Source organism: Salmonella bongori NCTC 12419 (genome assembly GCF_000252995.1).
Lineage (GTDB): Bacteria > Pseudomonadota > Gammaproteobacteria > Enterobacterales > Enterobacteriaceae > Salmonella > Salmonella bongori.
Genome location: NC_015761.1, coordinates 3,564,901 through 3,590,398 on the forward strand (window position 1 = coordinate 3,564,901; position 25,498 = coordinate 3,590,398).

The window sequence follows — 25,498 nt, forward strand, 5'->3', positions numbered from 1 at the left end:
GCCTCTTATTTCTCTTTGTTGCACATCGGGAAGCCAAGAGCTTCACGGGAAGCATAGTAAGCTTCTGCCACTGCTTTGGTCAGGGTGCGAATGCGCAGGATATAGCGCTGACGTTCGGTCACCGAGATGGCTTTACGCGCATCCAACAGGTTGAAGCTATGGGCGGCCTTCAGAATACGCTCGTAGGCCGGCAGCGGTAGTGGGTTTTCCAGCGCCAGCAGTTGCTGCGCTTCTTTTTCATACTGCTCGAAGCAGGTGAACAGGAAATCCACATCAGCGTATTCAAAGTTGTAGGTGGATTGTTCCACTTCGTTCTGATGGAACACGTCACCGTAAGTCGTTTTACCCAGCGGGCCATCGCTCCAGACCAGATCATACACGCTGTCTACGCCCTGAATGTACATCGCCAGACGCTCCAGACCGTAGGTGATCTCACCGGTAACCGGTTTACACTCCAGACCGCCCACCTGCTGGAAGTAAGTGAACTGCGTCACTTCCATGCCATTCAGCCACACTTCCCAACCCAGCCCCCAGGCACCCAGCGTCGGGTTTTCCCAGTTATCTTCTACGAAGCGGATATCGTGAATCGTCGGGTCCATACCCAGCGCTTTCAGCGAACCGAGGTACAGTTCCTGAATGTTTTCCGGAGACGGTTTAATCACTACCTGGAACTGATAGTAATGCTGTAAACGGTTCGGGTTTTCGCCATAACGGCCATCGGTTGGACGACGCGAAGGCTGTACATACGCCGTCGCCATCGGCTCTGGCCCCAGCGCACGCAGGCAGGTCATTGGATGAGAGGTTCCCGCGCCAACTTCCATGTCCAATGGTTGAACAATGGTGCAGCCCTGGCGAGCCCAGTAATCCTGTAAGGTCAGGATCAAGCCCTGGAAGGTCCTGGTATCAAACTTTTGCATATTATTTCGTGCTGGATACGTGTGGATTTAAAGGAAGGAGCCAGTATACCCGCTGGATGCGAGATATACAGTATGAAACCGGTTTGTTTAGCGAAAATTGACGGATTTCACCGCATCACACGTCAAGAGATGCGGCTTTTAGCGCATTGAAAGATGTAAAAACTGCCCATCCGCATCAAAAGAGCAGACAAAACTCTCTTTACGGAAGGTATTACCACGCATCTCATAGCTGCCCTGATACTGTTCAAAGCCGGTAACGTCTATTTTCTGTGCGCCAGTGTTGTAGCGCTGCGCCGCCTGCTCTTTACACAAGGCTTCCATATCCAGCGTACGCGTCGGGCTAATTTTACTTTTCTGGGCCTTCTGTGGCGGCGGTTGCGTCGCGGTGCATCCCACCAGTCCGAGGACTATCATCACAGAAAGGAAATACTTCATTGCCATTTTTTTTACCGTCTGGTTTGCGGGTCAGTCTTATTATTATTAAGGTTTGTGGGTAACAGACGCATTGTGCGAATCTCCTTACGCCATCACAAGATGTAGCGTAGAAAGTCAGATTTTTCCAGTGAACTACCGCACTGGCCCCCTATTGAAACGGAAGCTGAGGAACTGATGCAGCCCAAAATTTACTGGATTGATAATCTGCGAGGGATCGCCTGTTTAATGGTGGTGATGATCCATACCACCACGTGGTACATCACCAATGCCCACAGCATCAGCCTGTTAAACTGGGATATTGCAAACGCTCTTAATTCTGCGTCGCGTGTTAGCGTTCCCCTATTTTTTATGATTTCAGGCTATCTTTTTTTTGGCGAGCGCAGCGCGCAATCGCGGCATTTTTTACGTATCGCCCTCTGCCTTGTCTTTTATAGCGCCGTCGCCCTGGCTTACATTTCACTTTTTACCTCGATTAACGCCGAACTCTCATTAAAAAATTTGCTGCAAAAACCCGTGTTCTATCACCTGTGGTTTTTCTTTGCGATTGCGGTGATCTACCTGTTATCACCGTTAATACAGGTAAAAAACGTGAGTAGAAAAATGCTTCTGACGCTGATGGTGGTTATTGGCATTATTGCTAATCCGAATACTGTGCCGCAAAAAATCGCCGGCATTGAATGGTTGCCCATCAATCTGTATATCAGCGGCGATACGTTCTATTACATTCTGTACGGCATGTTGGGGCGCGCCATTGGAATGATGGAGACGCAAAAGCAATCACTGACGCTTATCTGCGCCGTTTTGTTCGCCATCGCGGTATTTATTATTTCTCGCGGCACATTGCATGAGTTGCGCTGGCGAGGAAACTTTGCCGATACCTGGTATCTGTATTGTGGACCAATGGTATTTATTTGCGCCGTCTCACTGTTTACTGTGGTTAAAAATACGCTGAATGCACGGACACTGCCCGGGCTGGGCCTTATCTCCAGACACTCGTTGGGGATTTATGGTTTCCACGCGCTGATTATCCACGCGTTACGCACCAACGGACTGGAATTAAAACGCTGGCCGCCATTGGATATGGCATGGATTTTTACCGTGACAGTGATGGGAAGCCTATTGCTTTCCATGTTGTTACAGCACATTGATAAGCGGAAATGGGTTAGCTAAATGATAAGGATAGCGCCAGCCATCATTTATCATCACTATAGGAAGCGTAAAGGTCGGTACCGTACATACTGAATCCCAACGCCACCAGACACAGTATTTTCAGCTCACCTGCCAGCGCCAGGTTAAATATGCCTACCGCAACCATACCGGCGCCCAGCAATAGCAAGTATTTACAGCGAGAAAGCAGGCGATCGTTACCGGTATATTCCTGGCGAATTAAAATGGGAAAACCGCACATTACCATAGCCGCAAAAAAATAGCCCTTTTCGCTTAATGTATGGCAAGCAGGCCATAGCCCAATCAAATAGACCACCGCACCGACGACTAATATCCCTAAACCAAACACTCTTTTTCTACACGCTGCGTTATCGTCCATATCACTCTCCTTGTGGTTGAGTGAGACACATTAAGCGAAGAAATAGCGATGAAAAAGACGTCTGTGCGGCAATACTATAAAAATCAGAAAACACATATACTTAATAGAATATGATTCAATAAAATCAATATACATGATGAATGCCTTTCAGCCAGTGCCGAAAGGCATCCTGACTTACGACATCAACGGTAACAACTGTTGATAGAGTTGACGGAAGGTTTCACGGCGCTGTTGATACATCGCATGACGTTGCGTATCAGGGAAGTGCGCCTGCTCCAACGGTAGCTGCGGCAGTATCTCCGCCAGCGATTTCTCAGGATTGATCGCGATTTGCGCCAGACGCGCCGCGCCCAGCGCCGGCCCCACGTCGCCGCCAGTACGATAGTCAAGCTGCAACCCACTAATATCGGACAGCATCTGACGCCAGTATTCACTACGCGCCCCGCCGCCGATAAGCGTCACGCTGGCGGGTTTGTCGCCGCAGGCGTGAACCACATCCATGCCATCCGCCAGAGCATACCCCACACCTTCCAACACCGCCCGCGCCAGTTCCGCCGGGCCATGCTGATGCGTCAGGCCAAAGAAAACACCTTTGGCCTGCGGATTATTGTGTGGCGTGCGTTCACCGGAAAGGTACGGTAAAAACCAGATCGGATCGGCGCAATCGTCTGCCTGCTGCGCAGCGGCAATCAGCGCAGGGACGTTTACCTGCCCGGTGAGTTTAGCCGCCCAGTCCAGACAAGAGGCAGCGCTCAACATCACGGACATTAAATGCCAGCGTTCCGGCAGCGCATGGCAAAAACTGTGTACTGCGCTTTCTGGCTTGCTAAGGAAGCCTTCACTCACGGCAAAATAGACGCCTGACGTGCCGAGCGAGAGCATTGCCTGGCCGGCATTGATCATTCCCACACCGACCGCGCCTGCCGCATTGTCGCCGCCGCCTGCCACTACAGGCACGGATGCCATTCCCCATGCGTCGGCTACTTTCGGTAGTAGCGTTCCGGTGATATCACTCCCTTCAAATAATACTGGCATCTGCTGTCGGTTTAAATGGCAGGCGTCGAGCATGACGTCGCTCCAGTCACGACGTGCGACGTCCAGCCACATCGTCCCCGCCGCATCGGACATATCGCTGGCGAAATCGCCCGTCATCCGTAAACGTAAATAATCTTTTGGCAGCAGTACCTTATCAATCTGGCGGAAAATATCCGGTTCATGCCGTTGCACCCACAGTAATTTCGGCGCAGTAAAGCCCGGCATCATCAGATTGCCGGTAATTTTACGCGATTGCGGCACCCGTTGCTCCAGCAGGGCGCACTCTTCGCCGCAGCGTCCGTCGTTCCACAAAATCGCCGGGCGCAGCACCTGTTGCCGCTTATCCAGTAGCGTCGCGCCATGCATCTGTCCGGCAATGCCTAACGCTCTTACCTCGCGCAGTGAATGCTGCTGTCCTAACGCTTTCATGGCGCGATCTGTTGCCTGCCACCACTGTTCAGGCTCCTGTTCAGACCATAAAGGATGAGGACGAGAAACCGTCAGTTTCTCCGTCTGCGAGGCCACCACTTCGCCTTGCTCATTGAGCAAAATGACCTTTACGCCCGAGGTACCCAGATCGATCCCGATATACATTGCGGTGACTCCTTTAACAAAAACGCCCGGTGGCGTTACGCTTACCGGGCTTACCAACGTCTTCAGCAATCCATTACTTATCGAACAGGTAATGGTTGACCAGATTTTCCAGTTGTTCCTGATGGCCGCTTTTGTGTACCGGCGCCAGGTTATGCTGCTCTGCATACTGCGCAATGTCGGTCAGGGACATCTGCCCTTTCAGGATCTGCTGGCCCAGCTCGCCGTTCCAGCCAGCGTAGCGTTTAGCCACGCGCTGATCGAGTTGACCATCTTCAATCATACGCGCCGCAACCTTCAGCGCCAGCGCCATGGTATCCATCGCGCCAATATGGCCGTAGAACAGATCGTATTTATCGGTACTCTGACGGCGAACCTTGGCATCAAAGTTCAGACCCCCGGTGGTGAAGCCGCCCGCTTTGAGGATTTCATACATCACCAGCGCATTTTCTTCGACGCTGTTCGGGAACTGGTCAGTATCCCAACCCAATTGCGCGTCGCCACGGTTGGCATCCACGGAACCAAACAGACCCAGCGCGATGGCCGTCGCAATTTCATGGTGGAAAGAATGACCTGCCAGCGTCGCGTGGTTCGCTTCAATGTTCAGTTTGATCTCTTTTTCCAGACCAAACTGTTTCAGGAAGCCGTACACGGTTGCCGCATCGTAATCATACTGGTGCTTGGTCGGTTCCTGCGGTTTCGGTTCAATCAGCAGTGTGCCCTGGAAGCCGATTTTGTGCTTATGCTCAACAACCAGCTGCATAAAGCGGCCAATCTGCTCGCGCTCCTGACGCAGGTCGGTATTCAGCAACGTTTCATAACCTTCGCGTCCGCCCCACAGCACGTAGTTTTCGCCGCCCAGCTTGTGCGTCGCGTTCATGGCGGTAACCACCTGCGTCGCCGCCCAGCTAAAGACTTCCGGGTCCGGGTTAGTGGCGGCGCCTGCGCCGTAACGCGGATTAGTAAAACAGTTCGCCGTGCCCCACAGCAGTTTCACGCCGCTTTGTTCTTGTTTCGCCGCCAGTACATCCACCATCTGTGCGAAGTTGTTTTTATACTCTTTCAATGACGCGCCTTCCGGCGACACATCCACATCATGGAAGCAGTAGAAAGGCACGTTCAATTTGTGGAAAAATTCAAACGCCACGTCCGCTTTGCGCTTCGCCAGTTCCAGCGCTTCACCCGGCTGCTGCCAGGGGCGGTTAAACGCTCCCACGCCAAACATGTCCGCACCGTTCCAGCAGAAGGTATGCCAGTAACAGGCCGCAAAACGCAGGTGATCTTCCATACGTTTGCCTAAAACCAGCTCATCGGGATTGTAATGACGGAATGCCAGCGGGTGAGTCGATTGAGGGCCTTCGTAGCGAACGCGATCGAGTTGGTCAAAATAAGCCTGCATAGTGAGCTCCATAATCAGATAATACGGTAAGTAAACGACATAGCGTCATACTGGAATTTCCTGATTTATTGCTCAATTACGTTATTTCACACCGCCATTAAGAGAATACCCAAATGTGCTCTGGCTCTCAAAAAAGCGTTGAAAATTGCAGAAGAAAAAAGCGATCGCGATCGAATCCTGGGAAATAAACAAAAAACCGTAATACACAGATAAGAAATGAGAATTGTCATCCACCGTTGGCTATGATGAATTTCGCATAACGCTTCAAGCGCGAAATAATTTACCATCATTCGCCAGGCCGTTATGTCAGCCGTTTTGGTAGTATCCACGAGTTCAGATTCACTTTTGCAGGATATATCCTCATGTTTGATAAACGTCACCGCATCACTCTGTTATTTAACGCCAATAAAGCCTACGACCGTCAGGTAGTAGAGGGGGTAGGTGAATATTTACAAGCCTCACAATCCGAATGGGATATATTTATTGAAGAAGATTTCCGTGCGCGTATTGACAACATTAAAGAGTGGTTAGGCGACGGCGTTATTGCCGATTACGATGATGACGATATCGCGCAATTATTAGCCGATGTCGAGGTTCCGATTGTCGGGGTCGGCGGTTCTTATCATCTTGCTGAAAACTATCCTGCCGTTCATTACATCGCCACTGATAACTATGCGCTCGTTGAAAGCGCTTTCCTGCATTTAAAAGAAAAAGGCGTCAATCGCTTTGCGTTTTATGGTCTGCCCGCTTCCAGCCGCAAACATTGGGCGGCGGAGCGGGAATACGCTTTTCGCCAGCTCGTCGCCGAGGAAAAATACCGCGGCGTCGTCTATCAAGGGCTTGAAACCGCGCCGGAAAACTGGCAGCACGCACAAAATCGCCTCGCCGACTGGCTTCAGACGCTACCGCCGCAAACCGGTATTATTGCCGTGACGGATGCCCGCGCCCGTCACGTATTACAGGTCTGCGAACACCTGCATATCCCGGTGCCGGAAAAACTTTGCGTCATCGGTATTGATAACGAAGAGTTAACCCGTTATCTGTCGCGCGTCGCGCTTTCTTCCGTTGCCCAGGGCGCGCGGCAAATGGGCTATCAGGCAGCGAAACTGCTTCACCGTTTACTGGCACATGAAGAGATGCCGTTACAGCGCATCCTGGTGCCGCCGATGCGTGTCATTGCACGCCGTTCAACCGATTATCGCTCCCTAACCGATCCCGCGGTTATCCAGGCGATGCATTTTATCCGTAACCATGCCTGTAAAGGCATTAAAGTTGAGCAGGTGCTGGACGCGGTTGGAATTTCACGTTCAAATCTGGAAAAACGTTTTAAGGAAGAAGTGGGCGAAACGATACATGCGGTGATCCATGCCGAAAAGCTGGAAAAAGCGCGTAGTTTATTGATTTCCACCACGCTGGCGATAAACGAAATTTCGCAAATGTGCGGCTATCCGTCGCTACAATATTTCTATTCAGTATTTAAAAAGGAATACGATACCACGCCGAAAGAGTATCGCGACCAGCACAGTGAAGTGTTGTTGTAATTGCCGGGCAGCGCTTACGGATCGCCTGGTATGCCGGATAAGCGTAGCGCCATCCGGCACATAAATTACATATGCGCGGCGATCAGACGCTGGTTGTCCTGATACATCGCGAACAGGTAATTGTTATAGCGTGTCCCCTGGGTGGAGTACCCCTTCAGTTTATGAATCATCGCCGTGGCGGTGACTTCCTGATCCGTCTTACGCAATTGAGCACGCGATTTGCGGAAAGAGGAATAAGCCGGATGCGTGTTCAGATTATTAACATACGCGTTCACCGACTCCTTAACCGAAGCAAATTGCGAATAGCCTTTTACCTTACCCGGCGTATTGGTACAGCGCCCTTTCATGCATTTCATACCGAACAGGTTATTGTTGCTCCGCGCCAGCTTAGAGGTTCCCCAGCCGCTTTCCGCTGCCGCCATCGTCGCCACCATACTGGTTGGGATAATGTCGACGCGTTCCAGCAAGGTATTCCATGGGATACGACGCGTGTTGCCAGACCAGCTAACCTTATAGCGCTTCGTGATATCTTTCATACGCGCGCGTTCAGACGGCGACCAGCGATTCTGGTACTGTTTTGAGATCAGCCAGTTACGGTCCGCGGTAATTGCGGCATTTTGGCTGGTAATGTAAGGCATAACGGTCCGGAGAAACGCTTTTTTTCTGGGGGTTCCGGAAGGGTATTGTCGCAAATCAGGAAGTGAACTGCTCTTTGCACTATTGCGAGAATACTCTTGTTTACTGCTAACCTTCTTATAACTTGTCTCGATTACGTGGGACTTTTGACTCGTTTGCGTTGTGTGCGTCTTTGCCAGCACCTCACCCGAAAATACGATGGTGAGTAACATAAGAATCATTGCCCCATATCGTCGTATGGGAGTCAATATCATTAGGTCTCCTGGTCGGATTGATACATTCCAACACCTTTTATTTTTCACGAAGTTAAGATACGAACCTCAAATTCTAGCAAAAATAGGCTCAAAAAGCACCTCAGGGAATAATCTTAATCCGAAACTATGACGCACATTAACGATAACTAAAGGAAGTAATGCCAATTAAATGTGGTACTTATCACAAACAGACACATTTTTTGCGCCTCGTCGCTCACCCTCGCATCTCCTCCTGCACGCCACCCGGTTTGGGAGGAGTTTATTCCCCTGAAAAGCAGGCAAACTGCTGAATCTTGCCCACCAAGGATAGCGTGATGAAACTAGCTGCCTTCGCTCTGACGCTGATACCCGGTATCACAATCGCCTCATCATGGACCTCGCCAGGCTTTCCTGCGTTCTCGGCGCAGGAAGCAGGCCGCTTTACCAGTCAGGCCACGTTAACCAAAGGTACACGTGCTTTAACGCTGCATATTAACCAACAGTGCTGGCAGCCCGCCGACGCCATCAAACTCAACCAGATGTTGTCGTTAAAGCCTTGTGAAGGCACGCCGCCGCAATGGCGTCTGTTTAAAGACGGCGACTATACGCTAACGGTAGATACCCGCTCCGGCACGCCAACCCTGTTACTATCGATAAAAACGGCACCAGAACGCACAACGCAGCTTGCCCGCCAGTGCCCCGCCTGGGACGGTTTGCCGCTCACGCTGGACGTTAGCCAAACTTTTGCGGAAGGGACCGTAGTACGTGATTATTACAGCGGTCAAACCGATACCGTACAAAACGGGCAAATCACGCTGCAGCCTGCCGACAGCCATGGGCTCTTATTGCTTGAACGTGCGGAAACCCACGTGTCAGCGCCTTTTAACTGGCATAACGCCACCGTCTACTTTGTGCTTACGGATCGCTTTCGCAACGGTGATCCGACCAACGATCACAGCTATGGCCGCCACAAAGATGGTATGCAGGAGATTGGCACTTTCCACGGAGGTGATTTACGCGGACTCACAGGTAAACTGGACTATTTACAGCAATTAGGCGTGAATGCCTTATGGATAAGCGCGCCATTTGAACAGATCCACGGCTGGGTCGGCGGCGGGACAAAAGGCGATTTTCCGCATTACGCCTATCACGGTTATTACACTCAGGACTGGACGACGCTGGATGCTAATATGGGTAGCGAAGCCGATCTCCGCGCTCTGGTCGACGGCGCGCACCAGCGCGGCATTCGCATTCTGTTTGATGTAGTAATGAATCACACCGGTTATGCCACGCTGGCAGATATGCAAGAGTACCAATTTGGCGCGCTCTATCTCTCGGATACGGAACGGCAAAAAATCCTCGGCAATCGCTGGACGAACTGGCGCCCTGCTGCCGGGCAAAGCTGGCACAGTTTTAATGATTACATCAATTTCAGCGATAATGCTGCCTGGGAAAAATGGTGGGGTAAAAAGTGGATCCGTACCGATATTGGCGATTACGACAATTCGGGATTTGACGATCTGACCATGTCACTGGCGTTTTTGCCCGATCTGAAAACAGAATCTACCGTGCCCTCTGGCCTGCCAGTGTTTTATCAAAACAAGCCAGATACTCGCGCCAAAGCCATCGCAAATTATACGCCACGCGATTATCTGACCCACTGGCTCAGCCAGTGGGTGCGTGACTACGGCATCGACGGCTTTCGGGTCGATACGGCGAAACACGTTGAGTTACCCGCCTGGCAACAGCTTAAAACCCAGGCCAGCGCCGCGCTGGCCGACTGGAAAAAAGCCAACCCGGTGAAAGCACTCGACGATGCCCCCTTCTGGATGACCGGCGAAGCATGGGGCCACGGCGTCATGAAAAGCGATTATTATCGCTATGGTTTCGACGCCATGATCAATTTTGATTATCAGGAGCAGGCGGCGAAAGCCGTCGATTGCCTGGCGGAGATGGGACCGGTCTGGCAGCAAATGGCGGATAAGCTCCAGGATTTCAACGTATTAAGTTACCTATCTTCACATGATACGCGGCTTTTCCGCGAGGGCGGTGATAACACGGCGGAACTGCTACTGCTGTCGCCGGGCGCGGTACAGATTTTTTACGGTGATGAATCCGCTCGCCCCCTCGGTCCTACCGGCTCCGACCCGCTGCAAGGCACCCGTTCAGATATGAACTGGCAGGACGTGAGCGGAAAATCGGCCATGACTGTCGCTCACTGGCAGCGTATTAGCCAGTTCCGCGCCAGACATCCCGCCGTCGGCGCAGGTCAGCAAACTACGCTCACGCTAAAACAGGGGTACGGCTTTGTACGCCAGTATGGCGATGATACCGTGATGGTCGTCTGGGCGGGCCGCCGGTAACGTTGTAGTAACCGGCACCGTCGCGTGCCGGTTATCCCATCAAAATAAAAAACCACCTTTAGAGAAATAGGTAGCATAAAACATCAACACCACCGCCCTCCTCCTATTTGCGCCCCGCCATTTGTAGCGTTATGGTTATCCACTTTGACAGACGCTTCGATAGATCACCCGCTATGACATTTTCACTTTTCGGCGACAAATTTACCCGCCATTCGGGCATTACCCGCCTGATGGAGGATCTCAACGACGGTTTACGCACGCCAGGCGCCATCATGCTAGGCGGCGGCAACCCGGCGCATATCCCTGCCATGCAGGATTATTTCCAGACGCTACTGACAGAGATGGTAGAAAGCGGCAAAGCCGCTGATGCGCTTTGCAATTATGACGGTCCACAGGGAAAAACGGCGCTACTGACAGCACTGGCTGCGCTACTGCGTGAAACGCTGGGATGGGAGATCGAACCACAGAATATTGCGCTGACAAATGGCAGTCAGAGCGCGTTTTTCTACTTGTTTAATCTCTTCGCCGGACGCCGCGCCGACGGCAGTACGAAAAAGGTACTCTTCCCGCTCGCGCCGGAATACATCGGCTATGCGGACTCCGGTCTGGAAGACGATCTTTTCGTCTCGGCGCGCCCCAATATTGAGCTGCTGCCAGAAGGTCAGTTTAAGTATCATGTTGATTTTGAGCATCTGCACATCGGCGAAGAGACGGGGATGATTTGCGTCTCGCGCCCGACCAACCCGACCGGTAACGTCATCACCGACGAAGAGCTGATGAAGCTGGACAGGCTGGCGAATCAGCACAACATTCCACTGGTGATTGATAATGCGTATGGCGTGCCATTTCCGGGAATTATCTTTAGCGAGGCTCGCCCGCTGTGGAACCCGAATATCATCCTGTGCATGAGCCTCTCGAAGCTGGGGCTGCCCGGCTCCCGCTGCGGCATTATTATCGCCAATGTTAAAACGATTACCGCCATTGCCAACATGAACGGTATTATCAGCCTGGCACCCGGGGGAATAGGCCCGGCCATGATGTGTGAGATGATTAAACGCAACGACCTGCTGCGCCTGTCAGAAACGGTGATCAAACCTTTCTACTATCAGCGCGTTCAACAAACGATCGCGATCATTCGCCGCTACTTGTCTGAAGAACGCTGCCTGATTCATAAACCAGAGGGCGCAATATTTTTGTGGCTGTGGTTTAAAGACCTGCCGATTACGACCGAGCTGCTCTATCAGCGCTTAAAAGCACGCGGCGTGTTGATGGTGCCGGGTCATTACTTCTTTCCCGGGCTGGATAAACCCTGGCCGCACACCCACCAGTGTATGCGAATGAACTACGTACCTGAACCGGACAAAATTGAAGCGGGCGTAAAAATTCTGGCAGAAGAGATAGAACGCGCCTGGCGTGAAGGCTAAGAGCCGTATTCAGATCGGTTGAGCATGGAGACGTTGACGCTGCACGTATGGGGCATCAACGCACTGCAACGCCCGGGTTGGGCAGGCTTGTACACATGCCGGCCCCGCTTCCCGATGCCAGCAAAGATCGCACTTAATCGCCTGCACGCCTGACGCGGACGCCACCACCGTCATCGCGCCAAACGGACAAACCAGCATACAGCTTTTACACCCGATACAGCGCGCCTGTTCCACAAAGATATGTCCCCGGTCACGGTGAATAGCCTGCACCGGGCACACATTCGCGCATGGCGCGTCTTCACACTGATGACAAGCCGTCGCCGTGGTGAAGCGATTTTCTTTTATCACCCGGATACGTGGAATAAAGCCCGCCGCCGTCACCGCCGCGCTATTCTGCTGTTCCTGATGCGACACTACGCAAGCGACCTCGCAGGTACGACACCCAATACACACCGACGCATCCGCCATAATAAACCGGTTCATTGTTCTCCCCCTGCGTTAAAACGTCAGAATGCCAGAGAGCAATTCCCCGACGCTTTGATCCCACTACGGAAACGGACAAATTTTGTCAGATGCCTGATAAAACCTGGCGCTTCCAGGTGGTGGGCGTCTGTACGACAATACGCCACTTCCCGCCTGTCGCTGACGTTTATCCCGTGGTTTAACTGGGCAGTCTGGGTTAACGAGTGGTAACGACCTGCCGGAGAGTGTTCAGCGGAAATCACCCAACAGCATTTCTCTAAAGGTAAAAATAGGGGTAATGTACCTCCTGATTAATGATCTTTCATGAAAGAGGCGACAATGAACAACACGGACGATAAACCGCAGGTCGAGGTTAAGCGAGTAAAAGCATGTATCATCTACCGGTTAATGTTGATTGGCTTTGGGATCCCTATGGTGGGCTTTAGTTTCATTTGCGGTGTAATGGGCATTTTTGGCTATGACATGGTGAAATGGAACAATCAAACGATTCACGGTTTACTCGCCTTGCCCACCGCGCTATTCAGCGGCTTGTTCGTTAGCGTACTGATGACCGTGTTTCTGGGGTCAATCGCCTGCTTAGGTTTATGGATCTACAGCCGTTTTCGCCCCTTGCAGGTTAAAGTGTTAGATTAAGTTCCTCCTGTCGGGCGCTTCTGCCCGGCAGGAGCATTCTTCTTTAAAACAGCCCCAGCGGCTTATCGGAATAGCTGACTAACAGACATTTGGTCTGCTGATAATGCTCCAGCATCATTTTATGGGTTTCACGACCGATACCGGACTGTTTATATCCACCGAACGCCGCATGTGCCGGATAGGCGTGATAACAGTTGGTCCACACACGGCCAGCCTGAATTCCCCGGCCCATTTTGTAGGCCAGGCTGCCGTTACGACTCCAGACGCCCGCACCGAGGCCATACTGCGTATCGTTGGCGATTTCCAGCGCCTCTTCCATGGTTTTAAAAGTGGTTACCGCCAGTACCGGGCCAAAAATCTCCTCCTGGAAAACGCGCATATTGTTCTTACCAGACAGGATGGTGGGTTCGAGGTAATAGCCCTCTTTAAGCTCACCCTCCAGTTCCTTGCGTCGTCCGCCGGTCAGAATATCAGCCCCCTCTTTTTTACCGATATCGATATAATTAAGGATAGTTTCAAGCTGCCCGTGGGAGACCTGAGCGCCCATTTGCGTCCCACTATCTAGCGGGTTCCCACTGCGGATGCTCTCTACCCGGCGAATAGCCCGTTCCATAAAGCGTTCATAGATGGATTCCTGTACCAGCGCGCGGCTTGGGCAGGTACATACTTCACCCTGGTTAAAGGCAAACAGGGCAAATCCCTCCAGCGCTTTATCAAAGAACGCATCTTCTTCATCCATAACGTCAGCAAAGAAGATATTTGGCGATTTGCCTCCTAACTCCAGCGTGACCGGAATAATATTCTGGGTGGCGTACTGCATGATCTGTTGGCCAACTTCTGTCGAACCGGTAAACGCCACTTTTGCGATACGCTTCGAGGTCGCCAGATATTCGCCAATCTCACCGCCCGCGCCGTTCACCACGTTAACGACGCCCGGCGGTAGCAAATCGCCAATGACTTCCATTAACAGCAGAACGGAAAGCGGCGTCAGGCGTGCTGGCTTAAGCACCACGCAGTTGCCAGCAGCCAGCGCCGGCGCCATTTTCCAACTGGCCATTAACAGCGGAAAGTTCCATGGGATTATCTGTCCTACGACACCAAGTGGTTCATGAAAATGGTAGGCCACGGTTTCACTATCAACCTCGCTGATCCCACCCTCCTGGGCACGTATACAGGAGGCAAAATAGCGGAAATGATCGATCGCCAGCGGCACGTCGGCGGCGCTGGTTTCACGAATCGGTTTACCGTTATCCCAGGTTTCCGCAGTTGCCAACAATTCGAGGTTTTGCTCCATTCGATCAGCAATCTTAAACAAGATAGCGGCGCGATCCTGCACCGACGTATGCGCCCATTTATCTTTCGCCTTATGCGCGGCGTCGAGCGCCAAATCGATATCTTTTTTACTGGAAGAGGCGACTTCACACAGCGGCTGGCCGGTCACTGGCGTCAGGTTTTGATAATATTCGCCCCCGGCGGGCGCAACCCAGTCACCGCCGATAAAGTTGTCATAGCGGGCTTTTAACTTCAGTGGGTACCCATATTCACCTGGATGAATACGTGTTGAAGGGGGATTGTTCGTCATGACCAACTCCTTATTGTAAAGGTACTCCACAAGGGTAGACGGTACTGGTGAATTTTTCGCCAATGGTTTCCCGCTTTACGACAGCAATCACGAATTACTTTCCTTTACGTTTCTCCGTCTGGTTTTAGCCATACTAAACAGGTGCCTGTTTAACGTACGGAGAACACTATGCAGCAATATATCGGTATTGATGTGGGAGGAACTCACGTCAAGTATGGCGTGATTAACAGTGACGGCGAAGAATTAACCCATCATCAATTCGATACGCCAGAGGATGCCTCGACATTTACCCGCAAATGGCAAGAGGTGGTGGCGCGTTGCCAACAGGACTATGACATTGCGGCGATCGGCGTCAGCTTTCCGGGCCATATTAATCCCCATAATGGTCATGCGGCGAAAGCGGGCGCGCTGGCATATCTGGATAACGTCAACCTGATGGAATTATTCAGCGGCCTGACCGATCTGCCGCTGGTTGTGGAGAACGACGCCAACTGCGCGGCGCTGGGCGAAATGTGGCGAGGTGCCGGGCAACATTATGAAAATCTGGTCTGTATTACCATCGGAACGGGCATTGGCGGCGGTATTATCGTCGGGCGGGAACTGTATCGTGGCGCACATTTCCACGCTGGTGAATTCGGCGTCATGCCAGTGGGGAATAACGGCGAGAGTATGCATAAAATTGCGTCAACCAGCGGATTAATGGAATCTTGCCGCCAGGCGCTGGCGCTGCCTGCCGAAGAAATGCCGCCTGCGGATGTGATCTTCGAACGAATGGCCACCGATGTTCATCTACGCGAAGCGGTTAATGACTGGGCGCGTTATCTTTCACGCGGTGTCTACAGCGTGATCTCAATGTTTGATCCTGGCGTGGTGCTGATTGGCGGAGGAATAAGCGAGCAGGAAAAACTCTATCCATTACTGGCGCGGCATCTTGAGACGTTTGAAATGTGGGAGGCGTTACAGGTGCCGATTCAACCCTGCCAACTGGGCAATCAGGCAGGCAGACTGGGCGCCGTCTGGCTGGCGCAACAGAAGCTCGACCGAAGCTAACGTTATTATGCCAGATGGCGGCCTACGCCTTATCTGGCCTACAGCGTATATACAGGCCCGGTAAGCGGCAGCGTCACCGGGCAATCGCATTACATTGCTGCGCGATAAATTTCCATAATCTCGTCGTGAGTCGCCTGAATCGGATTCGTCAGACCACAGGCATCTTTCAGGGCATTCGTCGCCAGAACCGGGATATCCTCTTCTTTCACGTTTAGCTCGCGCAGTCCTGCCGGAATGTTGACTTTCTGCGATAGTTGGCGAATGGCTGCGACGCACGCCTGCGCGCCCTCCGCCTCGCTCATGCCTGACACATCGACCCCCATCGCCGCTGCGCAATCACGCAAACGAGCCGCCGCCACCTGGCTGTTGAACACCTGCACGTGCGGCAGCAGAACCGCGTTACATACGCCATGCGGTAGATTGTAGAAACCGCCGAGCTGGTGTGCCATCGCATGAACGTAGCCCAGCGAGGCATTGTTAAACGCCATTCCCGCCAGGAACTGAGCATAAGCCATCGCTTCACGCGCCTGGACATTACTCCCCTCTTCAACCGCCACGATCAGGTTTTCCGCAATCATCGTTACCGCTTTTAGCGCACAGGCATCAGTAATTGGCGTTGCCGCAACGGAAACATAGGCTTCGATCGCGTGGGTTAACGCATCCATACCCGTTGCCGCCGTTAGCGACTTCGGCATTCCTACCATTAACGAGGAGTCGTTGACAGAGAGCAACGGCGTAACGTGTTTATCGACAATAGCCATTTTAATATGGCGCTCTTCGTCAGTGATAATACAAAAACGGGTCATTTCAGACGCGGTACCCGCAGTCGTGTTTATCGCAATCATCGGTAACTGCGGTTTAGCGGAGCGGTCAACCCCTTCATAGTCGCGAATATCGCCGCCGTTCGCCGCGACCAACGCGATACCTTTTGCACAATCATGTGGGGAACCGCCGCCCAGCGAAATAACGCTGTCGCAACCATTTTCTTTCAGGAGCTTCAATCCAGCCGCCACGTTACCGGTAGTGGGATTAGGCTGCGTACCATCATAAATCACGCTAAAAATATCACGTTCCTGTAGCGCTTTCTGAATATCACCTGCCATCCCTAATTTTGTCAGCACGGCATCCGTGACAATTAATGTACGGCGAAAACCATATTCCGCCATCATATTCATTGCGTCTTTTAATGAATCAGCACCAATTACATTCACGGAAGGAATAAAAAATGTGGAAGCTGCCATCGTATTGTCCTTAATTACCAGAAATAAGGCGCAAAGAATACGAGCGAAATTATCTTCAAAATATGATCGCGATTGCTATTTTAAGATCCCAGAAAAGTAAAAAGCACATTAGGTTCATTTCCTGATGTGCTTTTTATAAATCAACTCAATAATTGTATTGATTCATTTCTTATTTAAATTAAAGATGTCATTCCTTTTCGGGAAATAATAACGCATCGCGTAAGAGATGGTCATTTCCCCGGCGGCGCGTAAATCCAATCCGGTCGAAATATTCAAGGATTTGAATAGCCAATTTCCGTCCTACATTAAGTCTGTCGCGAAAATCCGCCGCGCAGGTCGATCCTCTCTCTTGATCCAGTTCGCGGATCATATTGGCGAAAGCAACAATCCGATCGTTACGGTAATACCGATCTTTTACGATCGCGGTGATGATGCCTTGCTGTGCCGCCTGCCGCAGCACCAGTCGCATCAATTGTTCCTCCGTCCCGGTCTCTTTCGCCAGATCGCGTACCCACCAGGGCTCATCGCCAAACAGTGGCTCGACATTTTGCCAGACAGCCTGCTGCTCAACACTAAATCCCGCTTTATGATCCGGCAGGTGCAACCAGCCATGATGGCTGTGAATCAGGCCATCGTCACGCATCTGCTCAATTAACATCAGCACCAGCGCTTCATCTTCCATCGGCAAGGCCATACGACGTAAACGCTCGCGTCCCGGCCCTGGTTCATCGCGGTGCTGTTCATGATAGGTCGCCAGCGTGTCGAGAATTTTACGCTGCCAGCGTGCAGCGACTGGCGCACTTAACAGACTGTCTCCGGCCTGGATAAAACCATGTTGTTCAATAAACTGATGCATTCCGAGGGCATTGAGCTGGCGCGCCCAGCCGAAATCCGCCAGACTGACCGCGCCACGCTCAAGATGGATGGCCAGCGCCGCGCCATCATCCTGCGCGGCGGCAAGCGTTGAAAGCCACCGCAAATAGTCTGGCTTACGTTTACCGCGACGCGGCGCGTTGAGCGTCACCACGCGCGCGCCGGCAAGGGTGGCGCGCGCAGAAATATCACGCAGCACCAGCCTGTCGTTATCCGTAACCCATAGTGGACTATCAAACACCAGTTCCGCCAGCGAGCCTTCCAGTAACGAGACGCGTCCGGTGACGTGACGGGCGGCATGGTGAATATGCAGCGGCTGCCACTGGCTGAGTGGAGTGTGCTCCTCCAGCGAGACAATAACGCGCGTTGCGGCCTCCGGTGGCGCATCAGAAAGCAGCCAGTCGCCGCGGTTAAGCTGCTCTTTTTCAGCATCACCAGCAATATTGAGCGCAATACGTTGCCCGGCGTGCGCATGGTCGGTGGGCTGATTTTGTGCGTGTAGGCTACGCACCCGCATCGGTTTATTTACTCCGGTTAACCACAGCGTATCACCTACCTTCACCTCACCGCTCAGCGCCGTACCGGTCACCACCAGCCCCGCCCCTTTTACCGTAAATGCACGGTCGATAGCCAGACGAAAGCGATGCTGCTCAGCATGCAAACGTGCAGGAAGTTGCTGTAAATGAGCGCGAAGTGCTTCAATACCGCGTCCTTCATTGGCAGCAGTGACAACGACAACAGCATTGGCAAAACCATAGTTATCGAGCGTTGCCAGTACCTCTTCACGTACCGTATTGATACGCGCCTCGTCCACCCGATCGGCTTTGGTCAATGCGACAGTGAGCTGCGGATTACCCGTGAGTTGCAGGATCTGTAAATGCTCGCGCGTTTGCGCCATCACGCCATCATCGCAGGCCACCACCAGCAGCGCATGGTCAATCCCGCCGACGCCCGCCAGCATGTTGGAGAGAAATTTTTCGTGTCCCGGTACGTCAATGAACCCCAGCACGCGTCCATCCGGCTGCGGCCAGTAGGCATAGCCAAGATCGATGGTCATGCCACGTTTTTTTTCTTCCGGCAAGCGGTCGGCATTGACGCCAGTAATTGCCTGTAGCAACGTCGTTTTACCGTGGTCTACGTGTCCGGCAGTTGCAATAATCATTTCAGCATCATCTCCATAAACCGGCTCTCGTCTTCAAGACAGCGCATATCCAGCCATAAACGGCCATCATAAATTCGGCCAATGACCGGTACAGGCAGCGCACGCCAGTGGGCCGCCAGCGCCTCAAGGCGGCTACCGCGCCCGTCATGCGGGGTAAAGGTTATCGCGGCGCTGGGGAGGCGATCTACCGGTAACGAACCACTGCCAATTTGTGACAGACAAGGCTTCACTTCCAGCGAAAATTCAGCGCCATAACGTTCCGTCAGTCGCGCCTGTAACCGCTGCGCCTGCGTCTGAATTGACGCTTCGCGACGGGTTAACTGGCGTAGCGTCGGCAGTTTTTCCGTCAACACTTCTGGATGCAGATACAAACGTAGCGTCGCCTCCAGTGCCGCCAGCGTCATTTTATCCGCGCGCAGCGCGCGTTTCAGCGGATGGTTTTGCAGGTGGGCAATCATCTCTTTTTTACCGACAATGATCCCGGCCTGTGGCCCGCCTAATAACTTGTCACCAGAAAAACTCACCAGGCTGACGCCTGCGGCAATTAATTGTTGCGGCATGGGCTCTTTGGGTAAACCATACTGACTTAAATCCACCAGCGAACCGCTGCCCAGATCCGCGACTACCGGGATATCCAGTTCCCGCCCGATTTCCGCTAACTCCGCTTCCTCAACCGTTTTGGTAAAGCCTTCAATACTGTAATTACTGGTATGCACTTTCATCAACAGAGCGGTATTTTCATTTACCGCCTGACGATAATCCTTCGCGTGCGTCCGGTTGGTGGTGCCCACTTCATGCAGCGTGCAGCCAGCCTGACGCATCACATCAGGAATACGAAACGCGCCGCCGATCTCCACCAGTTCACCGCGGGAAACCACCACCTCTTTGCCGCTGGCGGTTGCCGCCAGCATCAGCAATACCGCTGCCGCATTATTATTGACGATGCAGGCATCTTCTGCCCCAGTGATACGGCATAGTAATTCTGCCAGCGCGCGATCCCGATGACCACGCCCGGCACCGTCAAGATCATATTCCAGCGTCACCGGCGAGCGCATCGCCTGCGTCACGGCATCGATCGCCTCTTCCGCCTGCAATGCACGCCCAAGATTGGTGTGCAGTATCGTACCCGTCAGGTTAATGACCGGACGCAGAGCGCTTTGCGTTGTTTTCTCCAGCCGCAAGGTCGCCTCTCGCGCCCAGTCTGTGCACCAGCCGGGAAGGGTCTGCGTATTCCGTATGACGTCGCGCGCGTCGTTGAGCATCCCTCGAAGCAGCTCAACCACCTGGGTATGGCCATACTGATCGCGCAGAGAAAGGAAGGCGCTATCGTGCAATAAGCGATCGATAGCAGGAAGCTGGCTATAGAGTGTACGCGTTTCGGTTGTCATGAAAATGCCTGGCTGTTGGTGACCCTCTCCGCTCTGGAGAGGGATATTGACATGGGGGATTGTAACGTGAGTTTGCTCAGGCGGACATAATTCGCGTCAAGCCTTCGGCGCTTCAGTGCGGGCAAAGCTTTCGCGTTGAAAAAGTGTTTCGACCAGTTTGACCAGGTGGGGGCGACCAACGCACCAGCCCGGCGCGACCCGCCGGAAGTTGAGATAGCCTACCGCACAGGCAATCGCGATAGTCGCCAGGTTCACCGTATCCGTTTTTAGCGTCCCGTCGGTCAGATAACCTTCGAGCGTATCCAGGCTGCGGTTGATTTTTTCCCGCTGGCGCAGCAGTTCCGTTTCCGATTGCTGCGCCGCCGGACGCGCCTGTTCGCGTACAGAGACCAACGCGGCATCCATAATGCCGTCTGCCAGCGCTTCAAGCTGGCGAACTTTAAGCGCGGCCAGCGGATCACGCGGGAGCATGGCCGGCGCGATATCCAGCAGTTCAATATATTCCGCGATGATCGGCGAATCGAACCAGCACTCCCCTTTCTCGGTCACCAGCGCAGGCACTTTACCCAGCGGATTGTATTGCGCAACGCCGTTATCCGCCTCGTAGGGAAGTTCGTTAACAAATTCGAAGGTGATACCCTTTTCCAGCAACATAACCGAGATTTTGCGCACAAAAGGGCTGGTGTAGCTACCAATGAGTTTCATGCCGTTTCCTTTTTGCCAACCAAAAATTAAGCGAATCCCTCCCAGCGGGTGGGTAAGGGTCTTCAGCAAGTATGGCTCAGCCGACAATAAAAAGGCGGAAAATGAAGAGCAATCCCAACGCCAGACTGCTGCCAACGACAGAGAATGAGACGTATAGCTGATTTTTACAGCGTTGATCTACCAGGATAAGGAGTGCGCAACTGAGCAATAAGAGCCCCGCTGCTGCATAAGGCCATTCCCCGTAATAAAACCAGCCGCGCAGAGCCAATAAAGCGGGAACCAGCATCGAAAACGCAGTACGTCGCCAGGACAGTTCGGTACGTTCAGGTTGTAAACCGGGATCGCGGATGTTGTGCGCTTCTAACCCCACAGCATGACCCCAAGTAATAGCGCAATGAAGATAAGAAACAGAGATAAAGCGCAGATAAAAAGACTGTAATATAACTGCCGCTCAAGTCGCATTGCATACTCGTTATGTCGCCAGCGACGCCACGCCAGACCACCAAGTACCGCCCCGGCAGCGACAAGACATAACGCCAGAGAGTGCCTTAAAAAAGGAGAAGAAAGCTGTGGAGAAAATTGATCAACACCGACCGCGCCTGCCATCAATGCCAGCGCCGTGCGAATCCATGCTAAAAAAGTACGTTCGTTGGCAAGGGTGAACCGATAATCGGGTTTTTTACCTACCAGCCACCATTTACCCGCAGGTTTAGGAGCAAAGTCATTATCCTGAAGACTCACGTTTAATCCTTTCTTTCATCAATATTTCTTTAATCGATAATCCGGTCATACCGCTATCGCGTAAATTGTGGCGCGTAATCTCGGTACATAAGAACTCAATAATAAAAAGCTGTGAAATACGCGTAGAGATAGAATCGCCCTGCATGGGGCCTGCTTCGCCGCTGGTCAGCCAGAATGAGCTGGCAAGCTCGGTAAGCAGTGAATGGGGGCTGTGCGTAATCGCCAGCGTATAGGCCCCCTTTTTTTTCGCGAGACGAAACGCATTGACCACTTCCGGCGTCTCACCAGAGTGTGAAAATGCCACCACCAGGTCATCGCTCTTCAGGTTGGCGAGTTTCAATGTCATGGTGAAGCGGTCGGTGAACGCTTCTGAATCAATGCCCAGGCGATTCATTTTGTCACGGGCCTCAAGCGCAGCCAGCCCTGACGCGCCAAATCCCACAAACATCACCCGCCGGGCAGAAAGAAACCGTTCCACCACCGGCTTGACGATTTTCATATCCAGCATTCCGAGGGTTTCTTTAGCCGATGTTTCAATCGTCAAAACAATCTTCTGCGCCACATCATTACGCGAATCATCAAGGAAAATGTCCGGAGAAGAGGGTAACGATAAATCATTTTCCGCCAGCAACTCCCGCTTCAGATCCGCCTTCAGATTAAGCAATCCACCGTAGCCAACCTTTTTGCAAAAACGCACGATAGTCGCCTCGCTGACGCCAATTTCCTGCGCCAATTTTTTAACCGGGAACTGCACCACAAGTCCCGGCTGTTGCAGGATATAACCGGCAATTTTTGCATCGGTCTCCCCCAGGCTACCGAGAATATTGGCAAGATATACGCGCACGTTTTCTTTGTTTACACTCATTACGGGCTCTCCTGACCGCGAGATAAGTCAGGTAGTTTATCCCGCTTATTGCCCGGTGTCTGCCGGGAACCTGACAGAGACCCAATGGCGATGTTGTGCCCCAGAATGCAACCACTGGAAACCGCGTTTCTGCGCAACCTGCCCATCAAACTGCGGATCGTCGGTCGTACCGGCTAACGCCTCAACGCAGAGTAAATCTACGCCGGGGACACTCCACAATGCCAGCCACGGTGAGCTGGCAGCAAACACTATCTGCGCATTTCCCTTAGGTGAAACCACCACACATTGACTCCCCTCACCCGGCGCAAAATAGATAGCCCCTTCAGCAAATGTGTGAGGCTGGAGGTTGTATACCGTCGTTACCACTGGCTTTTCCGGGAGTGCCAGCGTTCGATTCACGGCAGGAAACGGCCCCCGACAAGGCGTGTTGAACCGCACCTGCCAGCCTGGTTCGCTGGCAACCGACAGCGCAAACCCCGGATGCCAGCCCAACGAGTACCCCCACGACTGGTTGTCCTCGTTGCTCACCGTCCAGACCACATTCAGCCCCTCTTCATCCAGGGTCCAGTCAATCTGAATACGCCACTTGAAAGGCCATACCTCTCGCGTGACATGATTATCACTGGCCTCAAGGCGCAGGTGCGTAGCATCATGCCCCAGACAATGAAACCGTTGTTGGCGAAGAAAACCATGTGCGGAAAGCGGAAAAAAGTGTGCACCCTGCCATAACCCGCCGTGAATCAACTGTCCCACCACCGGAAATAACTGCGTCGCCGAGTTATTCCATATACCGGGTTGAGGTTGCCACATCCAGTGGCGCTGGTGATGTTTGTCCCAGACCAGAGTCAGCTCCGCGCCGATGTCTTTGACTCTCATCTGTAAGCGGGCATTTTCTAAACACCATTCCATATCGGTGCCTCAGGCAATACGTAATAACAAACGTGTCTGATAAATCATCGCGCGATGCTTATCACCACTGAATAAGGTATCGATAAGGCAATAAATATCTGCCTCCTCAACCGGTTTATCATGGCTTAGCGGGAGTTCATCCGTCGCGCTATTGCGTATCAGAAAAGACAAAGCTTCAGCCACGCCGGGATGCGTACATTCATAGCCGTTACATTTTTGCTTCTGGCGACAGGCGAAAGCCGCATCACGCTCTGGAGAAAGCGGATCCAGTTCAAAACGCGTATACAGCTCCGGCGGCGCATCATGCTGCTGCATCAGCGGGATAATGGCGCTGGCATAGCGATGAGATAACGCTTCATCATTCAGCGGATGATCTTGTTTGGGATCGTTCTTAAGGTTGAACAATTTATCGCCAAACCGCCACGGATTGAGATAGCCAAAGGTCGCGGCTATTTGCATCACCTGTGCCCCCTGGGTGAAATCAAAGCCGGGGTGAATACGAATATCCTTCAGCTCATCAATTTTGAACGGACTATCAATGCGCGTTGGCATCAGCGTGTATTCATACAGATTCGCTTTATTCTGTTCACGCGGGCATCGCATATAAACGTACTCGCCGTCGGTAATGTTGATATGCCCACCGAAATAACCAAACAACGCATAATCCCGTATCGGCTCATCATTTTCGATGGTGGGACGAAGCGGTCGTCCGGTCATGGTTGCCGGTCTGGGTACCTCAAAATATTCCAGCAATGTGGCGGGGATATCCACGGTTTGTGCCAGCGCCTGGCGTCGGACACCGCCTGTATTGCTTCGCGGATCACGGATGAAAAATGGCGTATTGGCAATCTCGTTATACACCGGCATGATGTTTTTACCCCACCATTGATGCTCCCCCAGTAAAAAACCGTGGTCGGTGCAGACAATGAATAGCGTGTCATCCCACAAATTGAGCGCTTTAAGCTTATCCATCACCTGGCCAAGATAATCATCACACATGGTGATCAAGGCTTGATAGAATTTGCGGGCCTTTTCATCCTCCTTTCCGCCTGGCGCACCGCAGTAATAGGGAACCCAACCGTCAAAGTCCTCCGGCTTACAGCCATATTGCGTGAGGTATTTTTCCGGCACAAAAAAGGGCTCGTGGGGATCAAAACATTCCATCTGCAAAAACCAGTTATCCTGCTCACAGTTGGTTTCAAGAAACGCCATCCCGGCGCTTATCGTACGATGGGTAAAATGTTCCTGTTGAGTTGGCATGGCCGCGCGATTGATCAGATCCTGGGTCATGCGCCCGGCGCGGCGGCGGAGCGTCTCTTCATCTTCATTGCCCTGCCAGCGAATCACCGGTTTCTCTACCTGGCCTTTCCAGCAGTCGCCTTCCTGACCACGAATAAATTCAAAAGTGGAATAGCGCGTGTGGTAAGTTGCTCCGCCATCTCGCCAGTAGTGCTTATGGTCAGTCACCATGTGGGTATGCACGCCATGCTGACGCAGCGCCTGCATCGCGGAAAAGTCAAACGGCTCCAGCGGCCCCCAACTACGATGCAGAAAGTTGTAACGTCCCGTATGCAGTTCACGGCGGGCTGGCATGCAGGGCATACTACCAACATAAAAATTGTCGAACTGCGCAGACTCCTGAGCCAGGCGCGTAAAGTTAGGGGTGATCGCATCGCCGCCATAGGGGGCCAGATGATTACGCGTCAGGGTATCGAACATCAACATTACTGCTTTCATAAGACATCT

The 25,498-nt window shown here is 52.5% G+C and carries 23 protein-coding genes; 6 read left to right on the top strand and 17 right to left on the bottom strand.

Going from position 1 to position 25,498, the window contains the following annotated elements; all coding sequences use genetic code 11:
* Positions 1-5 precede the first annotated feature (5 nt).
* Both glyQ and SBG_RS16875 read right to left on the bottom strand, forming a co-directional pair.
* Complete coding sequence (glyQ, locus tag SBG_RS16870) at positions 6-917, bottom strand: glycine--tRNA ligase subunit alpha (protein WP_001168554.1); 912 nt, start codon at positions 915-917, stop codon at positions 6-8.
* Positions 918-1,055: 138 nt separating this feature from the next.
* A complete protein-coding gene (locus SBG_RS16875; RefSeq protein ID WP_001241014.1) occupies positions 1,056-1,358 on the bottom strand; it encodes a YsaB family lipoprotein in 303 nt (100 codons plus the stop codon).
* A gap of 168 nt (positions 1,359-1,526) precedes the next feature.
* On the opposite strand from SBG_RS16875, the gene SBG_RS16880 reads away from it, so the two are divergent.
* Positions 1,527-2,522: an acyltransferase gene (locus tag SBG_RS16880; protein ID WP_001182626.1), complete on the top strand. Its 996-nt coding sequence runs from the start codon at positions 1,527-1,529 to the stop codon at positions 2,520-2,522.
* A 22-nt stretch (positions 2,523-2,544) separates the two neighbouring features.
* On the opposite strand, the gene SBG_RS16885 is transcribed toward SBG_RS16880, so the two are convergent.
* The 3 genes from SBG_RS16885 to xylA all read right to left on the bottom strand — a co-directional run bounded on the left by SBG_RS16885 (position 2,545) and on the right by xylA (position 5,923).
* On the bottom strand, positions 2,545-2,898 hold the full coding sequence (locus SBG_RS16885) for a YiaA/YiaB family protein (RefSeq protein WP_000342540.1): 354 nt from the start codon (positions 2,896-2,898) through the stop codon (positions 2,545-2,547).
* A 174-nt stretch (positions 2,899-3,072) separates the two neighbouring features.
* Positions 3,073-4,527, bottom strand: coding sequence for a xylulokinase (gene xylB, locus SBG_RS16890; RefSeq protein ID WP_000275405.1), 1,455 nt, complete (start codon positions 4,525-4,527; stop codon positions 3,073-3,075).
* Between the two features lie 73 nt (positions 4,528-4,600).
* The gene (gene xylA, locus SBG_RS16895) at positions 4,601-5,923 is read right to left on the bottom strand and encodes a xylose isomerase (protein WP_001149555.1); all 1,323 of its coding nucleotides are present in this window, start codon (positions 5,921-5,923) and stop codon (positions 4,601-4,603) included.
* A 362-nt stretch (positions 5,924-6,285) separates the two neighbouring features.
* Between xylA and xylR the strand changes: the two genes are divergently transcribed.
* Complete coding sequence (gene xylR, locus SBG_RS16900) at positions 6,286-7,464, top strand: D-xylose utilization transcriptional activator XylR (protein ID WP_000459828.1); 1,179 nt, start codon at positions 6,286-6,288, stop codon at positions 7,462-7,464.
* A gap of 65 nt (positions 7,465-7,529) precedes the next feature.
* Here xylR and SBG_RS16905 read toward each other — a convergent pair whose 3' ends face one another.
* Positions 7,530-8,354: a protein bax gene (locus SBG_RS16905; RefSeq protein WP_015703050.1), complete on the bottom strand. Its 825-nt coding sequence runs from the start codon at positions 8,352-8,354 to the stop codon at positions 7,530-7,532.
* A 314-nt stretch (positions 8,355-8,668) separates the two neighbouring features.
* Here SBG_RS16905 and SBG_RS16910 point away from each other — a divergent pair, with 314 nt between their 5' ends.
* Both SBG_RS16910 and avtA read left to right on the top strand, forming a co-directional pair.
* Positions 8,669-10,696 carry an alpha-amylase gene (locus tag SBG_RS16910; protein WP_000761328.1) on the top strand — a complete coding sequence of 676 codons (2,028 nt, stop codon included), beginning with the start codon at positions 8,669-8,671 and terminating at the stop codon, positions 10,694-10,696.
* 173 nt (positions 10,697-10,869) lie between these two features.
* The gene (gene avtA, locus SBG_RS16915; RefSeq protein ID WP_000144392.1) at positions 10,870-12,120 is read left to right on the top strand and encodes a valine--pyruvate transaminase; all 1,251 of its coding nucleotides are present in this window, start codon (positions 10,870-10,872) and stop codon (positions 12,118-12,120) included.
* A gap of 9 nt (positions 12,121-12,129) precedes the next feature.
* Here the strand turns inward: avtA and SBG_RS16920 are convergent, their stop codons facing one another.
* Complete coding sequence (locus SBG_RS16920; protein ID WP_001078826.1) at positions 12,130-12,603, bottom strand: 4Fe-4S dicluster domain-containing protein; 474 nt, start codon at positions 12,601-12,603, stop codon at positions 12,130-12,132.
* A 318-nt stretch (positions 12,604-12,921) separates the two neighbouring features.
* On the opposite strand from SBG_RS16920, the gene SBG_RS16925 reads away from it, so the two are divergent.
* Positions 12,922-13,236, top strand: a complete 315-nt coding sequence (locus SBG_RS16925) for a hypothetical protein (protein WP_015703051.1) — start codon at positions 12,922-12,924, stop codon at positions 13,234-13,236.
* Positions 13,237-13,279: 43 nt separating this feature from the next.
* Here SBG_RS16925 and aldB read toward each other — a convergent pair whose 3' ends face one another.
* Positions 13,280-14,818 (bottom strand): aldehyde dehydrogenase AldB, encoded by a 1,539-nt coding sequence (aldB, locus tag SBG_RS16930; RefSeq protein WP_000183982.1) that lies wholly within the window; start codon positions 14,816-14,818, stop codon positions 13,280-13,282.
* Positions 14,819-14,986: 168 nt separating this feature from the next.
* Between aldB and SBG_RS16935 the strand changes: the two genes are divergently transcribed.
* Complete coding sequence (locus tag SBG_RS16935) at positions 14,987-15,868, top strand: ROK family protein (RefSeq protein WP_001188278.1); 882 nt, start codon at positions 14,987-14,989, stop codon at positions 15,866-15,868.
* 89 nt (positions 15,869-15,957) lie between these two features.
* Here the strand turns inward: SBG_RS16935 and yiaY are convergent, their stop codons facing one another.
* The 9 genes from yiaY to SBG_RS16980 all read right to left on the bottom strand — a co-directional run bounded on the left by yiaY (position 15,958) and on the right by SBG_RS16980 (position 25,489).
* Positions 15,958-17,109, bottom strand: coding sequence for an L-threonine dehydrogenase (yiaY, locus tag SBG_RS16940; RefSeq protein ID WP_000741488.1), 1,152 nt, complete (start codon positions 17,107-17,109; stop codon positions 15,958-15,960).
* 187 nt (positions 17,110-17,296) lie between these two features.
* Entirely contained in the window at positions 17,297-19,144 is a 1,848-nt protein-coding gene (gene selB, locus SBG_RS16945; RefSeq protein ID WP_000582408.1) for a selenocysteine-specific translation elongation factor, read from the bottom strand.
* Positions 19,141-20,532 carry an L-seryl-tRNA(Sec) selenium transferase gene (selA, locus tag SBG_RS16950; RefSeq protein ID WP_000206288.1) on the bottom strand — a complete coding sequence of 464 codons (1,392 nt, stop codon included), beginning with the start codon at positions 20,530-20,532 and terminating at the stop codon, positions 19,141-19,143. Before selA ends, selB begins: the two co-directional genes overlap by 4 nt.
* 96 nt (positions 20,533-20,628) lie before the next feature.
* Positions 20,629-21,237, bottom strand: a complete 609-nt coding sequence (locus SBG_RS16955) for a glutathione S-transferase (protein WP_000766692.1) — start codon at positions 21,235-21,237, stop codon at positions 20,629-20,631.
* 76 nt (positions 21,238-21,313) lie between these two features.
* Positions 21,314-21,607 (bottom strand): DUF202 domain-containing protein, encoded by a 294-nt coding sequence (locus SBG_RS16960; protein ID WP_000522068.1) that lies wholly within the window; start codon positions 21,605-21,607, stop codon positions 21,314-21,316.
* Positions 21,598-21,978 (bottom strand): YidH family protein, encoded by a 381-nt coding sequence (locus SBG_RS16965; RefSeq protein ID WP_000056964.1) that lies wholly within the window; start codon positions 21,976-21,978, stop codon positions 21,598-21,600. Before SBG_RS16965 ends, SBG_RS16960 begins: the two co-directional genes overlap by 10 nt.
* Positions 21,962-22,843, bottom strand: coding sequence for a MurR/RpiR family transcriptional regulator (locus SBG_RS16970; RefSeq protein WP_000115715.1), 882 nt, complete (start codon positions 22,841-22,843; stop codon positions 21,962-21,964). The genes SBG_RS16965 and SBG_RS16970 overlap by 17 nt, the downstream gene beginning before the upstream one ends.
* Positions 22,844-22,888: 45 nt before the next feature.
* Positions 22,889-23,752: an aldose epimerase family protein gene (locus SBG_RS16975; protein ID WP_000454650.1), complete on the bottom strand. Its 864-nt coding sequence runs from the start codon at positions 23,750-23,752 to the stop codon at positions 22,889-22,891.
* A 9-nt stretch (positions 23,753-23,761) separates the two neighbouring features.
* Positions 23,762-25,489 carry a sulfatase gene (locus SBG_RS16980; protein WP_015703053.1) on the bottom strand — a complete coding sequence of 576 codons (1,728 nt, stop codon included), beginning with the start codon at positions 25,487-25,489 and terminating at the stop codon, positions 23,762-23,764.
* Between the last annotated feature and the right edge of the window lie 9 nt (positions 25,490-25,498).

What these genes read in the sequence shown, in the direction of transcription:
- avtA (WP_000144392.1), top strand. Translation starts at nt 10,870, where the DNA reads ATGACATTTTCACTTTTCGGCGACAAATTTACCCGCCATTCGGGCATT.
- SBG_RS16875 (WP_001241014.1), bottom strand. Translation starts at nt 1,358, where the DNA reads ATGGCAATGAAGTATTTCCTTTCTGTGATGATAGTCCTCGGACTGGTG.
- selB (WP_000582408.1), bottom strand. Translation starts at nt 19,144, where the DNA reads ATGATTATTGCAACTGCCGGACACGTAGACCACGGTAAAACGACGTTG.
- aldB (WP_000183982.1), bottom strand. Translation starts at nt 14,818, where the DNA reads ATGACGAACAATCCCCCTTCAACACGTATTCATCCAGGTGAATATGGG.
- SBG_RS16980 (WP_015703053.1), bottom strand. Translation starts at nt 25,489, where the DNA reads ATGAAAGCAGTAATGTTGATGTTCGATACCCTGACGCGTAATCATCTG.
- SBG_RS16975 (WP_000454650.1), bottom strand. Translation starts at nt 23,752, where the DNA reads ATGGAATGGTGTTTAGAAAATGCCCGCTTACAGATGAGAGTCAAAGAC.
- yiaY (WP_000741488.1), bottom strand. Translation starts at nt 17,109, where the DNA reads ATGGCAGCTTCCACATTTTTTATTCCTTCCGTGAATGTAATTGGTGCT.
- xylB (WP_000275405.1), bottom strand. Translation starts at nt 4,527, where the DNA reads ATGTATATCGGGATCGATCTGGGTACCTCGGGCGTAAAGGTCATTTTG.
- SBG_RS16920 (WP_001078826.1), bottom strand. Translation starts at nt 12,603, where the DNA reads ATGAACCGGTTTATTATGGCGGATGCGTCGGTGTGTATTGGGTGTCGT.
- SBG_RS16910 (WP_000761328.1), top strand. Translation starts at nt 8,669, where the DNA reads ATGAAACTAGCTGCCTTCGCTCTGACGCTGATACCCGGTATCACAATC.
- xylA (WP_001149555.1), bottom strand. Translation starts at nt 5,923, where the DNA reads ATGCAGGCTTATTTTGACCAACTCGATCGCGTTCGCTACGAAGGCCCT.
- SBG_RS16880 (WP_001182626.1), top strand. Translation starts at nt 1,527, where the DNA reads ATGCAGCCCAAAATTTACTGGATTGATAATCTGCGAGGGATCGCCTGT.
- SBG_RS16905 (WP_015703050.1), bottom strand. Translation starts at nt 8,354, where the DNA reads ATGATATTGACTCCCATACGACGATATGGGGCAATGATTCTTATGTTA.
- SBG_RS16935 (WP_001188278.1), top strand. Translation starts at nt 14,987, where the DNA reads ATGCAGCAATATATCGGTATTGATGTGGGAGGAACTCACGTCAAGTAT.
- xylR (WP_000459828.1), top strand. Translation starts at nt 6,286, where the DNA reads ATGTTTGATAAACGTCACCGCATCACTCTGTTATTTAACGCCAATAAA.
- SBG_RS16925 (WP_015703051.1), top strand. Translation starts at nt 12,922, where the DNA reads ATGAACAACACGGACGATAAACCGCAGGTCGAGGTTAAGCGAGTAAAA.
- SBG_RS16955 (WP_000766692.1), bottom strand. Translation starts at nt 21,237, where the DNA reads ATGAAACTCATTGGTAGCTACACCAGCCCTTTTGTGCGCAAAATCTCG.
- SBG_RS16970 (WP_000115715.1), bottom strand. Translation starts at nt 22,843, where the DNA reads ATGAGTGTAAACAAAGAAAACGTGCGCGTATATCTTGCCAATATTCTC.
- SBG_RS16885 (WP_000342540.1), bottom strand. Translation starts at nt 2,898, where the DNA reads ATGGACGATAACGCAGCGTGTAGAAAAAGAGTGTTTGGTTTAGGGATA.
- selA (WP_000206288.1), bottom strand. Translation starts at nt 20,532, where the DNA reads ATGACAACCGAAACGCGTACACTCTATAGCCAGCTTCCTGCTATCGAT.
- glyQ (WP_001168554.1), bottom strand. Translation starts at nt 917, where the DNA reads ATGCAAAAGTTTGATACCAGGACCTTCCAGGGCTTGATCCTGACCTTA.